This is a genomic window from Microtetraspora fusca, from assembly GCF_001570365.1.
Taxonomy (GTDB): Bacteria; Actinomycetota; Actinomycetes; order Streptosporangiales; family Streptosporangiaceae; genus Microtetraspora; species Microtetraspora fusca.
This window is the reverse complement of record NZ_BBYK01000060.1, coordinates 124,506-142,359: the sequence shown is the minus strand read 5'-3', so window position 1 is coordinate 142,359 and position 17,854 is coordinate 124,506. Positions and strand designations below refer to the sequence as shown.

18 protein-coding genes and 1 riboswitch are annotated in these 17,854 nt (G+C 69.1%); of the genes, 7 read left to right on the top strand and 11 right to left on the bottom strand.

Translation table 11 applies throughout. The features are described 5' to 3' along the window. Window positions 1–156: 156 nt before the first annotated feature. Entirely contained in the window at window positions 157–681 is a 525-nt protein-coding gene (locus AWQ68_RS28480) for a TetR/AcrR family transcriptional regulator (RefSeq protein WP_245656159.1), read from the bottom strand. A 65-nt stretch (window positions 682–746) separates the two neighbouring features. Further along, window positions 747–1,559, bottom strand: a complete 813-nt coding sequence (locus tag AWQ68_RS28475; RefSeq protein WP_066945806.1) for a sugar phosphate isomerase/epimerase family protein — start codon at window positions 1,557–1,559, stop codon at window positions 747–749. 80 nt (window positions 1,560–1,639) lie between these two features. Between AWQ68_RS28475 and AWQ68_RS28470 the strand changes: the two genes are divergently transcribed. The 5 genes from AWQ68_RS28470 to disA all read left to right on the top strand — a co-directional run bounded on the left by AWQ68_RS28470 (window position 1,640) and on the right by disA (window position 5,727). Continuing rightward, window positions 1,640–2,338, top strand: a complete 699-nt coding sequence (locus AWQ68_RS28470; RefSeq protein WP_066945803.1) for a class I SAM-dependent methyltransferase — start codon at window positions 1,640–1,642, stop codon at window positions 2,336–2,338. Between the two features lie 64 nt (window positions 2,339–2,402). After that, entirely contained in the window at window positions 2,403–2,783 is a 381-nt protein-coding gene (locus tag AWQ68_RS28465) for a MerR family transcriptional regulator (RefSeq protein ID WP_066945800.1), read from the top strand. Continuing rightward, window positions 2,780–3,094 carry a thioredoxin gene (gene trxA / locus AWQ68_RS28460; RefSeq protein WP_066945797.1) on the top strand — a complete coding sequence of 105 codons (315 nt, stop codon included), beginning with the start codon at window positions 2,780–2,782 and terminating at the stop codon, window positions 3,092–3,094. Before AWQ68_RS28465 ends, trxA begins: the two co-directional genes overlap by 4 nt. Before the next feature lie 60 nt (window positions 3,095–3,154). After that, window positions 3,155–4,582, top strand: coding sequence for a DNA repair protein RadA (radA, locus tag AWQ68_RS28455; protein WP_066945794.1), 1,428 nt, complete (start codon window positions 3,155–3,157; stop codon window positions 4,580–4,582). Between the two features lie 56 nt (window positions 4,583–4,638). Then, window positions 4,639–5,727, top strand: a complete 1,089-nt coding sequence (gene disA, locus AWQ68_RS28450; protein ID WP_066945791.1) for a DNA integrity scanning diadenylate cyclase DisA — start codon at window positions 4,639–4,641, stop codon at window positions 5,725–5,727. 31 nt (window positions 5,728–5,758) lie between these two features. On the opposite strand, the gene AWQ68_RS28445 is transcribed toward disA, so the two are convergent. Continuing rightward, complete coding sequence (locus AWQ68_RS28445) at window positions 5,759–6,523, bottom strand: hypothetical protein (protein WP_066945788.1); 765 nt, start codon at window positions 6,521–6,523, stop codon at window positions 5,759–5,761. Between the two features lie 82 nt (window positions 6,524–6,605). Here AWQ68_RS28445 and AWQ68_RS28440 point away from each other — a divergent pair, with 82 nt between their 5' ends. Next, window positions 6,606–7,472, top strand: a complete 867-nt coding sequence (locus AWQ68_RS28440; protein ID WP_066945785.1) for an iron-sulfur binding domain-containing protein — start codon at window positions 6,606–6,608, stop codon at window positions 7,470–7,472. On the opposite strand, the gene AWQ68_RS28435 is transcribed toward AWQ68_RS28440, so the two are convergent. The 6 genes from AWQ68_RS28435 to AWQ68_RS28410 all read right to left on the bottom strand — a co-directional run bounded on the left by AWQ68_RS28435 (window position 7,473) and on the right by AWQ68_RS28410 (window position 15,152). Continuing rightward, window positions 7,473–8,408, bottom strand: coding sequence for a sugar phosphate isomerase/epimerase family protein (locus AWQ68_RS28435; RefSeq protein WP_066945782.1), 936 nt, complete (start codon window positions 8,406–8,408; stop codon window positions 7,473–7,475). A gap of 325 nt (window positions 8,409–8,733) precedes the next feature. Then, window positions 8,734–11,238, bottom strand: a complete 2,505-nt coding sequence (locus AWQ68_RS28430; RefSeq protein WP_066945780.1) for an ATP-dependent Clp protease ATP-binding subunit — start codon at window positions 11,236–11,238, stop codon at window positions 8,734–8,736. 269 nt (window positions 11,239–11,507) lie between these two features. Continuing rightward, a complete protein-coding gene (locus AWQ68_RS28425; RefSeq protein ID WP_066945776.1) occupies window positions 11,508–11,852 on the bottom strand; it encodes a histone-like nucleoid-structuring protein Lsr2 in 345 nt (114 codons plus the stop codon). A 514-nt stretch (window positions 11,853–12,366) separates the two neighbouring features. Then, a complete protein-coding gene (locus AWQ68_RS28420; protein ID WP_084464489.1) occupies window positions 12,367–12,963 on the bottom strand; it encodes an RDD family protein in 597 nt (198 codons plus the stop codon). Window positions 12,964–13,143: 180 nt separating this feature from the next. Next, a complete protein-coding gene (locus AWQ68_RS28415) occupies window positions 13,144–14,475 on the bottom strand; it encodes an RDD family protein (RefSeq protein ID WP_066945770.1) in 1,332 nt (443 codons plus the stop codon). A gap of 110 nt (window positions 14,476–14,585) precedes the next feature. Beyond that, entirely contained in the window at window positions 14,586–15,152 is a 567-nt protein-coding gene (locus tag AWQ68_RS28410) for an amino-acid N-acetyltransferase (RefSeq protein ID WP_066945767.1), read from the bottom strand. Window positions 15,153–15,548: 396 nt separating this feature from the next. After that, a riboswitch (cyclic di-AMP (ydaO/yuaA leader) is annotated at window positions 15,549–15,695 on the top strand. Between the two features lie 75 nt (window positions 15,696–15,770). Between AWQ68_RS28410 and AWQ68_RS45825 the strand changes: the two genes are divergently transcribed. Continuing rightward, on the top strand, window positions 15,771–16,820 hold the full coding sequence (locus AWQ68_RS45825; RefSeq protein ID WP_281217758.1) for a C40 family peptidase: 1,050 nt from the start codon (window positions 15,771–15,773) through the stop codon (window positions 16,818–16,820). A 100-nt stretch (window positions 16,821–16,920) separates the two neighbouring features. Here the strand turns inward: AWQ68_RS45825 and AWQ68_RS28400 are convergent, their stop codons facing one another. Both AWQ68_RS28400 and AWQ68_RS28395 read right to left on the bottom strand, forming a co-directional pair. Continuing rightward, window positions 16,921–17,169: a LuxR C-terminal-related transcriptional regulator gene (locus tag AWQ68_RS28400; RefSeq protein ID WP_066945764.1), complete on the bottom strand. Its 249-nt coding sequence runs from the start codon at window positions 17,167–17,169 to the stop codon at window positions 16,921–16,923. A 203-nt stretch (window positions 17,170–17,372) separates the two neighbouring features. Then, entirely contained in the window at window positions 17,373–17,768 is a 396-nt protein-coding gene (locus AWQ68_RS28395) for a winged helix-turn-helix transcriptional regulator (RefSeq protein ID WP_066945761.1), read from the bottom strand. Window positions 17,769–17,854 lie beyond the last annotated feature (86 nt).

The window sequence follows — 17,854 nt, the reverse complement described above, 5'->3', positions numbered from 1 at the left end:
CCCTTTACCGAAGTTGGCTGCCAGCGTACAAACGCAGGTCATCCCACGATTACGCCGAGGCCGTACCAAATCCTACCCACGGGTAACTTCTCGGGCAAAAGTCGATACGTCCGGCCCCGATAGTAGAAGAAAGCTCTGGAGAGGGACGACCCCGGGTCACGCGGTCAGGTAACGCTGCAGCGTAGGGGCGAGGATCTCGACGAGCTCCTCCGTGTCCGCCGAGGCGAGCGGTTCCAGTTCGACGATGTACCGCATCATCAGTACCCCGAACATCTGGGCGAAGGCGACCTCCATCCTGATGGGTGGGATGGACAGCGCCTGCGCGACCCGGGTCAGGATCGCGTCGGTGATGAACTCGCGCAGCATGCCGGCCGCCTGCTCGTTCACCATCGCGGTTCGCAGCAGCGCCACGATGGGCTCGCGGGCCTCGGGTGCGGACGTCATCGTCAGCAGGAAACGGACGATCCGCTCGCCGATCCGCTCGCGCGGGCCGGCGAGGATCTTCGGGAGCACGTCCGCCGGCATCATGGGGAACTGCATGGCCGCGACGAAGACGCCCTCCTTGGAGGAGAAGTAATGGTGGACGAGCGCCGGGTCCACCCCCGCCTCGGCCGCGATCCCCCGAACCGTCGCCTTGTCGTACCCCTTCTCGGCGAAGATCTTCCGCGCGGCTGAGAGCACCTGGCCGCGAGTGTCGGCGGACCCCGGCCTGCGGCCCGGCCGCCGCCTCGGCGCCGTCTGCTCCGTCACCGCCGGCCCGAGGCCGCCAGGTGCTGCCGCGCGAAGGCCAGCGCCTCGGCCAGATCGTCGATCCGCTCGCTCCGGCCGGCCGCCCTGCGGGTGTTGATCTCCAGCACCACCAGGCCGTCGTACCCGTTGCTCGCGAGGCGCTGCAGCATCGGGGCGCACGGCTGGTTGCCCCGTCCGGGCACCAGATGCTCGTCCTTGTTGGTGGTCCCGACGCCGTCGGCCAGGTGCAGGTGCGCCAGCCGGTCGCCGAGCTTGGCCGCCATCTCCATCGCGTCCGACCCCGACACCGCGGTGTGCGACAGGTCCAGCGTGACGTTCGGGAAGTCGTAGTCGATCGGGTTCCACCCCGGCGCGTACGGGACGACCTCGCTGCCGCGGGCCCGGAGCGGGAACATGTTCTCCACCGCGAAGACCACGTCGGTCTCGTCGCGCATCCGCGCCAGCCCGACCTCGAAGTCCTTGGCGTAGTCCCGCTGCCAGCGGAAGGGCGGGTGGACCACCACGGTCTGCGCGCCCAGCCGCTCGGCCGCCCGCCGGGCGCGCTGCAGCTTGAGCCACGGGTCGCGCCCCCACACCCGCTGGGTCACGAGCAGGCACGGCGCGTGCACGGCCAGGATCGGCATCTGGTAGTGATCCACCAGCCGCTGGAGGACATCGACGTCCTGGCTGACGGGGTCCTGCCCGACCATGATCTCTACGCCGTCGTATCCCAGGCGCTGCGCCAGCTCGAAGGCGTCCGGCGTCCGCTCGGGGTACACCGACGCCGTTGACAACGCGATCTTCGCGCTGGGGACACGGATGGCACTCACGGATCCAGCCTAAGCCGGGCGGAGAGCGGGTGCCGCGACGCCACAATGATGCAGCCAAGATCACAACCTATCGTTGACGCATGGCGCGCATCCTGACCGGGGCGATTCCCAGCCCGAACATCTGGAACTCCCCGCAAATTTACGAGGTGGAAAACCAGGCGGTGGACCCCGACGGGGTCGCCGACGCGGCCATGCGCGCGATCCGCCCCTGGGACGGCGGCAACGTGCTGGACATCGGCTGCGGCACCGGTTTCCACCTGCCCACGCTCGCCGCGACCGCCGCTCGCGTGGTCGGAGTGGAACCGCACGCCGAACTCGCCTCGCACGCCGCCACCCGCTGCGCCTCCCTGCCCAACGTCCGGGTCCGTACGGGCACGGCGCAGGCGCTTCCCGTGCCCGACGCCTCGGCGGACGTGGCCGTCGCCCGCTGGGCGTACTTCTTCGGGCCCGGATGCGAGCCGGGGCTGCGCGAGCTGTCCCGGGTCATGCGCCGCGGCGGCGCGGCCTTCGTGGTGGACCTGGACGCCACGAGGGGTGCCTTCGGGCGCTGGTTCCGCCGGACGCTGCCGTCGTACTCGCCCGAGGACGTGGAGGCGTTCTGGTCCCGGCAGGGCTGGCAGCGCCGCGAGCTCGACCTGCGGATGGTCTTCGCGTCCAGGGCCGACCTGGAGAGCGTGCTGCGGATCGAGTTCACGCCCGAGGTCGCCCGCGCCGCGGTGGAGGAGACCGAGGGCCTGGAGATCGCCTACCCCAACGTCCTGCGCTGGCGGCATTTCTGAGCCCCTGTACGCCTTGACATTGACGTTGGCGTCAAGGCTTACGGTCGGGGCTCTGGGAGGGCCGATGCGCATAGGGGAGCTGGCTCGGCGCGCGGGGGTGAGCACCCGGGCGTTGCGCTACTACGAACAGCAGGGGCTGATCGAGGCGCGCCGCTCGGCGAACGGATACCGGGAGTACGACGAGGCCGACGTGCGGCTGGTCGCGGAGATCCGTTCACTCATGGCGGTGGGGTTCACCTTGGAGGACGCCCGGCCGTTCGTGGAGTGCCTGCGCTCGGGCAAGCCCTCGGGGAACGCCTGCCCCGACTCGGTGGCGGTCTACCGGCGCAAGCTGGCCGAGATCGACACCGAGGTCCGCGCGCTGCTCGCCCGCAGAGCCGAGGTGGCGGCCCAGCTCGCACTGGCCTGTCCCGGCTGCGTGTTTTCCAGAGGAGGAGAGCCATGATCACCGTGACCGCCGAGACGTTCGACGAGCAGGTGCTGCGGAGCGACAAACCCGTCCTGGTGGATTTCTGGACCGAGTGGTGCCCGCCCTGCCGCATGCTCGCCCCGATCCTGGCCGAGATCGACGCAGAGTACGGCGACCGCCTCACGGTGGCCAAGATCAACGCCGACGACCATCCCGAGATCGCCCGCCGGTACGACATCCTCGGCTTCCCGACGCTCAACCTCTACCGGAACGGCGAGGTGGTCCGGCAGATCCGCGGGGCCAAGCCCAAGCGCCTCCTGCTCGCCGACCTCGACGGCTGCTTCTGAGCCGGGCACGTCCCTGGACGTACGTCCCTGATTGTCGGCGTGGACCGGTAGCGTGCCCCCGTGGCGACGAAGCAGAGGGTGTCCTACCGGTGCGGCGAGTGCGGGTGGACCACCGCGAAGTGGGTGGGGCGCTGTGGCGAGTGCCAGGCGTGGGGCACGGTCGAGGAGGCCGGCGCCCGCCAGGGCGTCAGCGTGGTCAAGCCGGGCGCGGTCTCCGCTCCCGCGGTCCCGATCGGCGAGGTGAAGGCCGAGGTCGCGCACGCCCGCTCCACCGGGGTGGGCGAGCTCGACCGGGTGCTCGGCGGCGGCCTGGTGCCGGGCGCGGTCGTCCTGCTCGCCGGCGAGCCCGGCATCGGCAAGTCCACGCTGCTGCTGGAGGCCGCCGCGCGCACCGCGGCCCACGAGACCGTCCTCTACGTCACCGGCGAGGAGTCCGCCGCCCAGGTCCGGATGCGCGCCGACCGCATCGGCGCGATCGAGTCCAAGCTCTACCTCGCCGCCGAGACGGACCTGTCGGCCCTGGTCACCCATGTGGAGAAGGTCCAGCCGCGGATGCTCATCGTCGACTCGGTGCAGACCATCGGCTCCGCCGAGGCCACCGGCGTGCCGGGCGGCGTCACCCAGGTGCGCGAGGTCGCGGGCAACCTCGTCCGCCTGGCCAAGGAGCGCGGCATGTCCACGGTCCTCGTCGGCCACGTGACCAAGGACGGCACGATCGCCGGTCCCCGTGTGCTCGAACATCTCGTCGACGTGGTGCTCCACTTCGAGGGCGACCGCAACTCCCGGCTCCGCATGGTCCGCGCGGTGAAGAACCGGTTCGGCCCGATCGACGAGGTCGGCTGCTTCGACCTGAACGAGCGCGGCATCACCGGGATCACCGACCCCAGCGGGCTGTTCCTGTCCCGCCACGCCGAGCCGGTGCCGGGCACCTGCGTCACGGTCACCATCGAGGGCACCCGCCCGATCCCCGCCGAGGTGCAGGCCCTCGTCGGTCCGACCGAGGCGCCGCAGCCGAGGCGGACCTCCTCCGGCCTGGACTCCTACCGGGTGGCGATGGTGCTCGCGGTGATGGAGCGCCGCCTGCAGGCCAAGATCGGCAAGTGTGACGTGTTCACCGCCACGGTTGGCGGCATCCGGCTCACCGACCCCGCCGTCGATCTGGCCCTCATGCTGTCCGTGGTGAGCGCGGCCGCCGACCAGGCGCTGCCCGCCGGGCTGATCGTGCTGGGCGAGGTGGGGCTCGCCGGAGAGCTGCGCCCGGTCCGCGACGTACGGCGCCGCCTGTCGGAGGCGGCCCGGCTCGGCTTCACCCGCGCGCTGGTCCCCAAGGGGTCGCTTGAGGAAGAGGCGCCCAAGCTGGAACGGGCGCCGTCGCGCGGCCATCTCGTCGCGGTCCGCGAGCCCGTGCTGCGCACCACGACCTTCGCCCCGGGCTTCGAGGTCACCGAGGCGGAATACGTCTGGGACGCTCTCTCACACGTCCGGTGAGAGCTGACTTGCGCCGGTAAACTGGGCGAGGTAATGCGTCCGACCGCGGGGGTCACGTGCCATACAACGACAAGGGATCTGACGAGCGGCGCAGGGCGATTCTCGCCGCCGTCGCCCCTGGCACCGCGCTGCGCGAGGGCCTGGAGCGGGTTCTCCGCGGCCACACCGGGGGACTGATCGTTCTCGGTTACGACCGCACCGTCGAGGAGATCTGCACCGGCGGGTTCGAGCTCGACGTCGAGTTCGCCGCGACCCGGCTCCGCGAGCTCGCCAAGATGGACGGCGCGATCGTGCTGAACAGCGGCGATCTGCGGATCGTCCGCGCGGGCGTGCACCTCGTGCCCGACCCCGCCATCCCGACCGACGAGTCCGGCACCCGCCACCGCACGGCTCAGCGGGTGGCCAGGCAGACGTCCTTCCCCGTGATCGCGATCAGCAAGTCGATGCGGATGATCGCGCTCTACCTGGACGGCACGCGCTACGTCCTGGAGGAGTCCGCGGCCATCCTCTCCAAGGCCAACCAGGCGCTCGCGACTCTGGAGCGCTACAAGATGCGGCTGGACGAGGTCTCCGGCACGCTGTCCGCCCTGGAGATCGAGGATCTGGTCACGGTCCGCGAGGTGGTGACGGTGGTCCAGCGGCTGGAGATGGTCCGCCGCATCGCGGGTGAGATCGAGGGCTACGTCGTCGAGCTCGGCACCGACGGGCGGCTGCTCTCGCTCCAGTTGGACGAGCTGGTCGCCGGCGTGGACACCGATCGTGAGCTGATCGTGCGCGACTACCTGCCCGACTCCACGCTTGAGCGCTCGGGCGACTTCACCGAGCATCTGCACGCGCTCGACGCGCTGTCCTCCGGCGACCTGCTCGACCCGTCGAAGGTCGCCCACGTGCTCGGCTACTCCGACACGGGTGCCCTGGACGGGCCGGTCAGCCCCCGCGGCTTCCGGCTGCTGGCCAAGGTGCCGCGGCTGCCCGACACGATCGTGGAGCGGCTCGTCGACCACTTCGGCGGGCTGCAGAAGCTCCTGGCCGCCAGCGTCGACGACCTCCAGTCGGTGGGCGGCGTGGGCGAGACCCGAGCCCGCAGCGTCCGCGAGGGGCTGTCCCGCCTCGCGGAGTCCTCGCTGCTCGAACGCTACATCTGAGTCACTCCGGGCATCACCCCGCCCGTCGCGGTCAGCGCAGGTAGAAGACCGTCTTCGGGCTGTGCAGTCCGTCCAGGCCGTCCGCGTGCGTCCAGGCGACGTACGTGCCCGGCAGGGCGGCCGCGCGCTTGGCCGTGCAGTCCTGCCCCGAGCGGTGCCGGTCCCAGCGGATGGTCCGCACGTACGGAATGCCGCGCTTGAGCATCTGGATGTCGTCGCCGTCGCCGCTGACGCAGTCGGCCGTGGACCACACCCGGTCGTTGCCCGAGATGATGCGCGTCTCCAGCACCCGGGGGCCGACGTCCACGGTGCAGTCCACCTTCGCGGTGCTCACGAGGGTCAGCAGGAACGTCGGCTCGGCGCTCCCCGCGTACGTCTGCTGGCCGCCCCGCAGGCTGATCACGAGTTCATTGGGGTCGCAGGGATCGCCGGGGCGGCGCGGGGCGGCGGCCTTCGCGTCCTTCGCACCCTTGCCGTCCTTGCCCTCTTTACCGTTTTTGTCGGCCCTATCGCCTTTGTCGCTCTTGGCCTCCGTCTCGCCGGACGGCGAGGGGGTGGGCGAGGCGCTTGCCGAGGGCGAGGCGAGCGGCGACGGCAGCGAGACGACCAGCGCGTCGGGCGCGGGCGTGGCACCCTTGGTCGCTCCGGCGGACGTCTGCCGCCCCGAGGCGCTCGTGCATGCCCAGGCCACGACCGCCACCACGACGAGAACGCCGGTGAGCACCGCCATGCGACGGCGCCAGTAGACGTCCGTCCCCTCGATGCCGATGTCACTACGGAACGTGTCCGGATCCATACGGTAAGTATGGTGAGTCGTTGGGCGCGAAGGGGAACGGCTCGCCGACGGCACGGCAGCACGGCCCCGGTAAGGTCGGCAGGTGGCCATCTCACTGCGCGAGCCGATCCTCGACTGGTACGCCGAGCACAACCGGGACCTGCCGTGGCGCCGGCCGGAGGCGACCCCGTGGGGCATCCTCGTCAGCGAGATCATGCTGCAGCAGACCCCCGTCAACAGGGTGCTGCCGATCTGGACCGAGTGGATGGAGCGCTGGCCCACCCCGGAGGCGCTGGCCGCCCAGCCGCCGGGCGAGGCCGTACGGCATTGGGGCCGCCTCGGATACCCGCGCCGGGCCTTGAACCTGCACGCCTGCGCCCGAGTGATCACGGCCGAGCACGGAGGCCGTGTCCCCGACACCTACGAGGTGCTGCGGGCGCTTCCCGGCATCGGCGACTACACCGCCGCAGCGGTCGCGAGCTTCGCCTACGGGCGCAGCCACGCCGTCCTGGACACGAACGTCCGCCGGGTGCTGGCCCGGACCGTACGCGGCGAGGAGTACCCGCCGAAGGCGACCACGTCGGCCGAGCGCAGGCTCGCCGAGTCGCTCATCCCCGCCGTCGGCGCACCGCGCTGGGCGGTCGCGGTGATGGAGCTCGGCGCGCTCGTCTGCACGGCGCGGGCTCCGCGCTGCGAGGGCTGCCCGGTCGCCGCGCAGTGCGCCTGGCGCCTCGCCGGACGGCCCGCCCACGACGGCCCGGTACGGCGCGGCCAGACGTACACGGGCACCGACCGGCAGTGCCGGGGGCGGCTGCTGGCCGTCCTGCGCGAGGCGCACGGCCCGGTGCCCAAAGAGGCGCTGGACGTGGTCTGGGCGGACCACGTCCAGCGGGAGAGGGCTCTGGACGGCCTCCTGGACGACGGGCTGGCCGAGGTCCTCACGGACGGGACGTACCGGCTACCCGCCTGATCAGGCGGCGAGCTTGAGCCCGAGGGCGGTCAGATTGCTGCGGGTCCAGTCGAGCTCGTCGGCCAGCCGCGCGACGAGCGCCGCGGGGCCCTTCGTCTTCGGCGCGACCCAGTCGTGGACCTCGACCTCGACGTGGGCGCTGCCGCTCACCGCGCCCGACAGGATCGCGTTGAGCGTGCCCTCGATCACCGGCTGGGTGCTCGGGCTCTCCTTGCCGTGGTTGTGCACGTGGCCGAGCTTCACCACCGGCGCGCCGGACTGGGCCAGCCCACGCAGTGCCTCGCCGGCCTTCTCGTCGCCCAGGGACAGGTGGCAGGCGTCCAGGCACACGCCGAGGTGCTCGGAGTCGATGCCGCCGACCCGCCGAAGGGCCTGCTCGGTGGTCTCCAGCACGCACCCGGGCCACGGCTCGAACCCGACACGGATCGTCTTGCCGGTCACGCTGTAGAGCCCGCGCAGCTCCCGGGAGAGCCGCTCGAGCCGACGGGAGGCTATCGCGTGCAGGTCGGCCGGCCAGTCACGGCGCCAGCCGATCGGGATCGTCGAGATGCTGCCGAACCGGACGTCATCCGGCAGCAGGAACGCGAGAATCTTGGCCAGGGCCATCGTGTACCGGTAGCGCTCGGGCTTCGCCCAGTCAGGACCGGGAACCTCCTGATGGCGGCCGCCGGTGCCGTTGAGGCTCACGACCTCCAGGCCGCGCTCCTCGAGCGACCGGCGCAGCCGGACCAGCTCTATGCGGTCGGCCATGAGGTGGTCGGCGACCGCCGGGGCGAGCCACAGGCACACACCGAGCCGGTCCACGCTCAGCTTCCTGCGCACCGGCACCGCGTAGCGGGTGAGGTGCGCGATCAGGTTCTCCAGGTCCTCGGCGGGATGCACTCCCGTGTTGTAGGCCACATGAACGAGCGTCCCGTCGTTGTGCAACAGGCGCATCAGGTCCCTCCAAGGCTTGTCCGCTTCCCGGCTCCATTGGCCCATATGGCCTGTCCTGGCCACACGGGACGGGAGTCACCTCCCGGCCGGGAATCCGGCCCGGGCCACCGAGCCTGCCCCGGCGCTCCCGGTTTCCGCGTCCACCCCGCAGCTGATTTCTTGGTACGCCGCGGGAGTGATATCGGGCCCGTCGTGTCTCCGGCGGGCGCTCTACGCAGTGTAGTACTACATCGAGTGGTGGCATAGCCCGGTGCCGGATAAAAGAAGAACCCCGCGTGAGCGATGTCTCACGCGGGGTTCCGTCGGCGAGGATCCTCGCCGTTGCTCAGTGCTGGATCGGCTCCGCGATCGAAGCGGCCGAGTCAGGCACCTCGGGGCTCTTGGTCGCGCCCGTGAAGGTGAACTTCGCGGTGTCGCCTTCGCCCTCGACGTCGATCTTGACGATCTGGCCCGGACGCAGGTCGCCGTACAGGATCTTCTCGGAGAGAACGTCCTCCAGCTCGCGCTGGATCGTACGGCGCAGCGGACGGGCGCCCATCACCGGGTCGTAGCCGCGGTCGGCGAGCAGCTGCTTGGCGGCGGCGCTGAGCTCCAGGCCCATGTCCCGGTCCTTGAGCCGCTCGTCCACCTGGGCGAGCATCAGGTCGACGATCTGGATGATCTCCTTCGGCGTGAGCTGGTGGAAGACCACGATGTCGTCGACACGGTTCAGGAACTCGGGCCGGAAGTGCTGCTTGAGCTCCTCCTGGACCTTGGCCTTCATCCGGTCGTAGTTGCTCTCCACGTCGTTGGACTTCGCGAAGCCCACCCCGATGCCCTTGGAGATGTCCCGGGTGCCGAGGTTGGTCGTCATGATGATGACGGTGTTCTTGAAGTCCACCACGCGACCCTGGGCGTCGGTCAGGCGACCGTCCTCCAGGATCTGCAGCAGCGAGTTGAAGATGTCCGGGTGGGCCTTCTCGATCTCGTCGAACAGGACCACCGAGAACGGCTTGCGCCGCACCTTCTCGGTGAGCTGGCCGCCCTCCTCGTACCCGACGTAGCCGGGCGGGGAGCCGAACAGCCGCGAGACGGTGTGCTTCTCCATGAACTCGGACATGTCGAGCATGATCAGCGCGTCCTCGTCCCCGAACAGGAACTCGGCCAGCGCCTTGGACAGCTCCGTCTTACCGACACCGGACGGGCCGGCGAAGATGAACGAGCCACCCGGACGGCGCGGGTCCTTCAGACCGGCGCGGGTCCGGCGGATCGACCGGGACAGACCCTTGATCGCGTCGTCCTGACCGATGATCCGCTTGTGGAGCTCGTCCTCCATGCGGAGCAGTCGCTGCGACTCCTCCTCGGTCAGCTTGAAGACCGGGATGCCGGTGGCGGTCGCGAGAACCTCGGCGATGAGCTCCTCGGTGACCTCGGCCACGACGTCCATGTCGCCGGCCTTCCACTCCTTCTCCCGGCGCTCACGCTTGAGCTGGAGCTGCTTCTCCTGGTCGCGCAGCGCGGCGGCCTTCTCGAAGTCCTGCGCGTCGATCGCGGACTCCTTCTCGCGCCGCACGTTGGCGATCTTCTCGTCGTACTCGCGCAGGTCCGGCGGAGCGGTCATCCGGCGGATGCGCATCCGCGAACCGGCCTCGTCGATCAGGTCGATCGCCTTGTCCGGCAGGAACCGGTCGCTGATGTACCGGTCGGCCAGCGTGGCCGCGGCCACGAGCGCGCCGTCGGTGATGGACACCCGGTGGTGCGCCTCGTAGCGGTCCCGCAGACCCTTCAGGATCTCGATGGTGTGGCTGAGGCTGGGCTCGGCCACCTGGATCGGCTGGAAGCGCCGCTCCAGAGCCGCGTCCTTCTCCAGGTGCTTGCGGTACTCGTCGAGCGTGGTGGCGCCGATGGTCTGCAGCTCGCCGCGGGCCAGCATCGGCTTGAGGATGCTGGCGGCGTCGATCGCGCCCTCGGCGGCGCCCGCGCCGACCAGCGTGTGCAGCTCGTCGATGAACAGGATGATGTCGCCGCGGGTGCGGATCTCCTTGAGCACCTTCTTCAGGCGCTCCTCGAAGTCGCCGCGGTAACGCGAACCCGCGACCAGCGCGCCCAGGTCCAGCGTGTAGAGCTGCTTGTCCTTGAGCGTCTCGGGAACCTCGCCCTTGACGATCTTCTGGGACAGGCCCTCGACGACGGCGGTCTTGCCGACGCCGGGCTCACCCACGAGAACGGGGTTGTTCTTGGTCCTCCGGGAGAGGACCTGCATGACCCGCTCGATCTCCTTCTCCCGGCCGATGACCGGGTCGAGCTTGCCCTCACGGGCGGCCTGGGTCAGGTTGCGGCCAAACTGGTCCAGCACAAGGGAGGTCGACGGCGCCGCCTCCTGTGGGCCCCCGGCTGCCGCGGGCTCCTTGCCCTGGTAGCCGTGGAGCAACTGGATGACCTGCTGCCGCACTCGGTTGAGGTCGGCCCCCAGCTTCACCAGCACCTGGGCCGCCACGCCCTCACCCTCGCGGATGAGGCCGAGCAGGATGTGCTCGGTGCCGATGTAGTTGTGGCCGAGTTGCAGGGCCTCGCGGAGCGACAGCTCAAGGACCTTCTTGGCGCGCGGGGTGAAAGGAATGTGCCCCGAAGGCGCCGACTGCCCCTGGCCGATGATCTCCTCGACCTGCTGGCGCACACCTTCAAGACTGATGCCCAGGCTCTCCAGAGCCTTGGCGGCAACGCCTTCACCCTCATGGATCAAGCCAAGAAGAATGTGCTCAGTACCGATGTAGTTATGGTTGAGCATCCGGGCCTCTTCCTGGGCCAGGACGACAACCCGCCGCGCACGGTCGGTGAACCTCTCGAACATCTCGTCGCTCCTCACAGAGCGGTCAGGCGGACCCGGCATATCCGGCCCCGTCCTTCCGCATGGTAGCCCCGACCCGGCAACCGCTCCTATCAGAGAGGACGTTCCCCGAGAGCAGGGCGTTCACCCTTCATCCAACTACCTGCCGGGGGTGAGGTGTTCCCGATACGCCGCAAGCGAACGAGGTTTAGGGAAGTACAAACAGAATCGTGCGGTCGAACCGAACGTCGTAACATCCGACGTCCGGTTAGACCGCACGATCAATAGCCCCCTCAGTGGGCGGCGTCGTACGCCTCGACGATCGAGGCGGCAATGCGTCCACGCTCGCTGACCGGGTGACCGTGCGCCTTCGCCCAAGCGCGGATCTCCGCGCTCTTCTCCCGGCTCATCGCACGCTGGGCGCCACCCGCGACACCACGACGACGACCACGGACAGGAGTCGGCTCGGCGTGCCGCGCTCCCTTGACGAAAGGCGACAGCGCCTCACGTAGCTTCTTTGCGTTCCCATCGCTGAGATCAATCTCATAAGCCTTGCCATCAAGCGCGAAGGTGACCGTCTCATTGGCCTCGCCGCCATCGAGATCGTCGATGAGAATCACCTGCGTATGCTTGGCCATACGGCAATCCTTTCGCAGAGCATTCTTGATTCGTCAGCCAAACATATACCCGCTTCGGGCAGCTGACAATTCAACTTTCAGCTCGCCCTCAGGAACTCGTGTTGTCCTTGTCACGTCGTTCCGATCCGGTACGAAGACCGGCCGCCTCGGAACGCACCAACTTAACCACGCCGTAGACGACCGCTCCGCCGACAACTACGACGGGTATCAAGGCGGACAATACCTCTGTCATTCGTCCTCGCTCGTGCCGGGGGTGTCTTTCTCGGCACCCAGGATTTTCGGGACCTTGAGGCGAGGCGCCGCTCGCGGCCCTCGCGAGGTCCCTGACCTGACGATAGCCCCACGTGACGCCAGGTGCGTCCCAGGGGGGCGGCAGTCCTGACGGAGCGAATCCATGTCTCTCCAGCCGCCTTACCGGATGCATAGAAATCGTACCCATGAATGACAAGTGGGGCGGTCCACCACGGGCCCGCCCCACTGTTTTGACCGGACGCCGGTCAAGTTGTTCCGGAGATCAACGAGCCGCCTTCACCACCACGGTTCCGGCGACCTTGTCGTGCAGCCCCTGGCTCAGGGGCTTGTCGACGAGGATGAACACACCGGTCGCCAAGGCGAAAAGGCTGCCCAGGAGACCGACGACCGGAATGCCGTAGAGCACGAGGACACCCGGATAGAGCACCGAGCGCCTCATCACGACCGAGGAATCCAGCGGCGCGCCCCCGAGGGCGGCCACCCGGATCTTCATGATCTTCTTTCCGATCGTCTGGCCGTCCTTCGAGTGCAGCACGTAATCGTAGGCCGTGTACGCACCATAGGCGATCAGAGCGGGGATGAAGCCGCTGAGAAAGGAGCCGCCGCCCCCGAACACCAGGATGGTGGTGAGAATCAGGTACACGACTCCGAAGACGACCGTGTCGATGATTCGCGCGACCAACCGTTCCCACCATTCGGCGAGCGGGGCCGGAACGCCCGGCGGAAGGGGCGCGCCCGGCGCCGCCCCATATGCGCCCTGCGGAGCCCCATAAGGGCCCGGCGGAGGATAGGAGCCGGGCGGCGGAGGCGGCGGAGCCGAACCGTAGGGGTTCTGGCCGGGGGGCGGTTCCGCGGTCATTGGGTTCACCTCTCAGTGTGAGGACGTGCGTGCCCCAAGCATCGCACCACCGATCCCGACTGTTACCGCTTTTCCGCCGCCTTTTCGACACACTTCCGATCCCTGCCGCGCCCCTAAGAAAACGGGACCGATGGCCCGTTCCATCGGTCCCGTTTTCCCGGAGTTTCCCGGCTTCGGCTGCTACTTGATCTTTACGACCACGGTGCCGGCCGCCTTGTCGTGCAGCGCCTGCTGCAACGGCCGGTCCCAGAGCTGCCAGAGGACGTTGACCAGGGAGAAGATGCTCAGGATCCAGCCGACGATCGGGATCCACCTGAGGAACTGCGGTCCGTAAAGGACGCCGGCGCGCTTGACGGCCACGTCCGCCGGGAGGCCGCCGGGCGGGAGAGTGCCGCCGACGGGAACGACCTTGATGCCCATGACGATCTTGCCGACGGTCTGCCCGCGCTGCTTGAGCAGCAGGAACTCATATCCGCTCATCACCGCGGCGGAGAGGAGCGTGATGAGCAGGCCCGCCAGGAAGACGCCGCCTCCGGCGGTGAGGACGCCCGTCTCCGGGTCAAAGCTGGGTGCGGTGACGAGAATCCCCGTGAGCACCAGCGAGATGATGAAGTACGGGATGCCGATGATCACGCCGTCGATGATGCGGGCCACGAGGCGCTGCCACCACTCGGCGAGCGGGGCGGGGGCTCCGGTCGGGACCGCACCGGCCGGCGCGCCGTACGGCTGGCCATAACCGGGCTGGCCGTACCCCTGCTGGGGATAGGGCTGAGCGTAGCCCTGCTGGCCGTACGCCTGCTGGCCGTAGTCGGGCTGCTGGGCATAGCCCTGCTGCCCATACCCCTGCTGCTGGCCGTAGTCGGACTGACCATAGCCCTGCTGGGGCTGCTGGCCGTAGCCCTGCTGCGGCTGCTGCTGGCCGTACGACTGCTGCTCCTGCCCGTAGCCGGGCTGGGCCTGCTGCGGGTAGCCGGGCTGCTGACCGTACCCCTGGGGCTGGCCGAAGGCGCCGGTACCGGGCTGCTGGCCGTACCCCTGCTGCCCGTACCCCTGCTGCTGGCCGTAGTCGGACTGACCATAGCCCTGGGGCTGCTGGCCGTAGCCCTGCTGCGGCTGCTGACCGTACTGCTGCGGCGGCTGCTGACCGTACTGCTGCGGCGGCTGCTGCTGCTGGCCGTAGCCCTGCTGGGGCTGCTGACCGTAGGGCGCGGACTGGCCGAAGGCACCCGTGCTGTACGGCTGCTGCTGACCGTAGCCCTGCTGGGGCTGCTGCTGGCCGTAGCCGCCCTGCGGCTGGCCGTATGCCTGCTGGTCGTGCTGCTGGCCATACCCGTAGGCCTGCTGCGGCCCGGTCGGCTGGGAGGGGTTCTGGGACTGGTTGCGATAGGTGACGACCGTGACGTCAGGGTCGTACTGCTGGCTGGGGTTGCCCGTACCCTGCTCACGGTCCGAAGGCGGCGGTGGGGTGCCGTCCGGCGCGTCGTGGGGGTACGGCGGCTGTCCGGAGCTCACCGTTTCACCTCGTTTCGGGTTCGCATGCACAATCGTCATGCGCATGCCGATATGGCCAAAGTAGCGACAGGAATGTCAACAGTCACCTTTCCCGTCGGTCACCACAATGGTCAGCATCGTGGGTGGAGATGCAGCAACATGCGCGTATTGCCCAATGTGTTGGGCTTGACGTGCTCGAGATCGAGGAACTCGGCCACCCCCTCGTCATAGGAAGCGAGAAGCTCGGCGTACACCTCCGGGGACACCGGTGTCCCGTGGACGGGCACGAATCCGTGCCTTCCGAAGAAGGCGACCTCGAAGGTCAGGCAGAAGACCCGGCGCACGCCCAGCTCGCGGGCCGCGTCGATGAGCGCGGAGACAATCCGGTGGCCCACGCCCATGCCGCGCACACCGGGATCGACCGCCACCGTGCGGATCTCGGCCAGGTCCTCCCAGAGCACGTGCAGCGCCCCGCAGCCGACCACCATGCCGTCGAGCTCGGCCACCCAGAACTCCTGGACGTCCTCGTAGAGGGTGACCGTGGTCTTCTTCAGCAGCCGCGGCCCGACGCCGGAGTATTCGTCGACGAGACGGCGGATGGCACGGACGTCGGGGGTCCTGGCCCGGCGCACCCGTACGTCCCGGGGCGCGCGTTGGCCGCTCTCGGCTTCCGAGGGCCGGCCCGCAACCTGCTCCATGAACGGCCAGCCTAGTCGGCGAGCGGGCGACACGAGCGCGCAGAGAGGGCCCTCGTGCAGGAGGCGGAGTAACGGTCATGCCCAAACTCCGGAGACTTCCGGATCACCTCACAACGCGTATCCGTTCGCGCACGTTCCGCTCTCCCGCGATCCGCGTTCCGGAAATTTCCCCTTTAGGGAAGACGGGGAGCGCGGTGACCTGCCGGGAAGACGCCGCCGACCTGGTCAACGCAGGGTAACGGCCGTTCCGTCTCTCTATCACATGTGACCCGACCGTGATCGTTCGGTTGTGGAACCTAGACGGAATCCGGAGTTCTGGTTGAGCAGGAACCCCGGGTGCACTAGTGTCCACCGACGATGCCGGTCATCGTGAAAGGCGCGACGGCCGGACCGCCGAATCCCCAGGCGCCCATGCCGAGGGAGCCGGGGAACCAACTGCGAAGATCCGGGGTCGCACCCGGGTCGTCACGGGGTGAATCCGAAAGGTAGGGCTGCTCCGGCCCGAACCCGACAGCTAACCCGGTAGGCGGCCAGAGTGCCATGCAGACGCAGCCGTCGCCTCCGGGAGCCACGCGGCGCGGAATCCCCCTGCCGGGCACGCGTAGGAGAGGAGCTTTGGTGCGCATCTCTGGAGGACGATCAGCGGGCAGGCACGCCCGCGGGCGACGGCGCCGCCCCCGGTCTTCCACCGGCGGCCCGATCCGCAGGGCCGCGATCCTCGGCGTCGCCCTCATCGCGATGACCTTCGGCGTCCCCGCGGTGTCCGCGACGGCCGACCCCGAGCCCAGCCTCAAGGAGTTGACCGCCGAGGTCGAGCGGCTCTACGACGAGATCGAGACCGTCACCGAGCAGTACAACGGCGCCCGGGTCAAGCTCAAGGATGCCCAGCGGTCCGCCGACCTCGCGCAGAAGACCCTGGCGAAGAGCGAGGCAGAGCTGGAGACCCGGCGCAGGACAGCCAGCCTGCTCGCCCAGAACTCCTACATGACCGGCGGCCTCGGCTCCGCGTTGGCGCTGTTCGGCTCCGACGACCCGGAGTCCTACCTCGACCGGGCGTCCACGACGTACGCGCTCCAGATGCAGCAGGGCGAGGAGGTCGCCCAGGTCGCCAAGGCGATGGAGGCGGCCGAGCGGGCCAGGACCAGCGCCAAGGCGCGGCAGAAGGAAGTGAAGGACCTGCTCGCCGGCCTCGCCGGGCAGACGGACAAGATCCGCAAACTGATCAAGAAGTCCGAGAGCAACCTCTACAGCAGGGTCGCGGGGAGCGTCGGCAGGGGCAACTCCGCCAAGCGGCTGGCCTTCCCCATCATCGGCGACGGCAAGGCCGCCGAGGCGGCGCGCTGGGCCCTCACACAGCAGCTCAAGCCGTATGTGTGGGGCGCCGACGGCCCGAACTCCTTCGACTGCTCCGGACTGGTCATGGCGGCCTACCAGAGGGTCGGCATCAGCCTCCCCCACTACACCGGCTCGCAGTGGTCGGCGGGCACGCACGTCCCCGTCAAGGACATGCGCCCCGGTGACCTGGTCTTCTTCTACCAGGACCTGCACCACGTGGGCATCTACATCGGCGGCGGCTACATGGTGCACGCGCCGCGCACGGGCGACGTGGTGCGGATCGCCTCCCTGGCCAACCGGCCCATCGTCGGCGCCGTACGGATCGCGGACTAGAGCGGACCGGAGCGGGCCGAACCGACCGCGGCGCGCGCTCACGTATCAGCCCCTGATCGAGCAGAGGATCAGGGGCTGACGCGTTTCCGGGGTCCGGGGGTCAGATCAGGCGGCGCCTGGCCGCCCACGCGACCGCCTCGATGGCGGTCGCGACGCCGAGCCGATCGCAGATGCCCCGCAGCCGCCGCCGCACGGTGCGCCCGCTCACGTCGAGGCGGCGGCCCACCTTGTCCACGGTGCCGCCCTTGGCCAGCTCGGCCAGCAGCTTGAGGTCGTCGTCGCTGAGACCGGCGCGTTCGCATTCCGACGCGGGGCTCTCGCCGCGGGAAACCACATCGGAAAGCGGCATCGTCAGCCCTCCCCCACAAGGATCAAATATCGGCTTGCCCTCGGAAGGTAAACACTTTGTTCAAAAATCGTCAAGTTCGGACCCTCATTGGTCATTGACAGTCCGTACGGCATAGCAGACGGTCGCCATGGTTTAGGCACCGCCTTTATCCCGCATTTCCCGGCATGCACGGAAACGCCGTGCGGGAGCGGGACCGAAAGGACTCACAGATCGGCCTCATAGGTGGCGCGGGCCGCCTCGACCTCTTCCACATGGACCTCGGACCACTCTTTCACCGCATACATGAGTGGCATGAGGGTCCAGCCGAGCGGGGTCAGCCCGTAGTCGACGCGTACGGGCACCGACGGGGTGACCCGGCGGGACACCAGTCCGTCGCGCTCCATCACGCGCAGCGTCTGGGTGAGCATCTTCTGGCTCACGCCGCCGACGATCCGGGCCAGATCGCTGTAGCGCAGGGGTCCGTCGGCCAGGGCGCTCAGCAGGAGGACGACCCACTTGTCGGCGAGGCGGTCGAGCAGCGGCCGCGAGGGGCAGGACGGGTCATAGGCGTCGCACTGCCCGGCCTCCACGCGCCGCCGCGCGTCCGGCTTCGTGGCCATTCGCACTCCTTGAGAGATGTTGCCCGCTTTTAGGGGAGCTTCTTCCCAAAAGAGAGTAAGTCTCCCAAGATCATGTAACAACACCC

Coding starts and splice junctions, on each gene's coding strand:
- AWQ68_RS28470 (WP_066945803.1), top strand. CDS start 1,640: ATGGCGCGCATCCTGACCGGGGCGATTCCCAGCCCGAACATCTGGAAC.
- AWQ68_RS28445 (WP_066945788.1), bottom strand. CDS start 6,523: ATGGATCCGGACACGTTCCGTAGTGACATCGGCATCGAGGGGACGGAC.
- AWQ68_RS28410 (WP_066945767.1), bottom strand. CDS start 15,152: ATGGAGCAGGTTGCGGGCCGGCCCTCGGAAGCCGAGAGCGGCCAACGC.
- trxA (WP_066945797.1), top strand. CDS start 2,780: ATGATCACCGTGACCGCCGAGACGTTCGACGAGCAGGTGCTGCGGAGC.
- AWQ68_RS28425 (WP_066945776.1), bottom strand. CDS start 11,852: ATGGCCAAGCATACGCAGGTGATTCTCATCGACGATCTCGATGGCGGC.
- AWQ68_RS28420 (WP_084464489.1), bottom strand. CDS start 12,963: ATGACCGCGGAACCGCCCCCCGGCCAGAACCCCTACGGTTCGGCTCCG.
- AWQ68_RS28435 (WP_066945782.1), bottom strand. CDS start 8,408: ATGCGCCTGTTGCACAACGACGGGACGCTCGTTCATGTGGCCTACAAC.
- AWQ68_RS28430 (WP_066945780.1), bottom strand. CDS start 11,238: ATGTTCGAGAGGTTCACCGACCGTGCGCGGCGGGTTGTCGTCCTGGCC.
- AWQ68_RS28465 (WP_066945800.1), top strand. CDS start 2,403: ATGCGCATAGGGGAGCTGGCTCGGCGCGCGGGGGTGAGCACCCGGGCG.
- AWQ68_RS28395 (WP_066945761.1), bottom strand. CDS start 17,768: ATGGCCACGAAGCCGGACGCGCGGCGGCGCGTGGAGGCCGGGCAGTGC.
- AWQ68_RS28400 (WP_066945764.1), bottom strand. CDS start 17,169: ATGCCGCTTTCCGATGTGGTTTCCCGCGGCGAGAGCCCCGCGTCGGAA.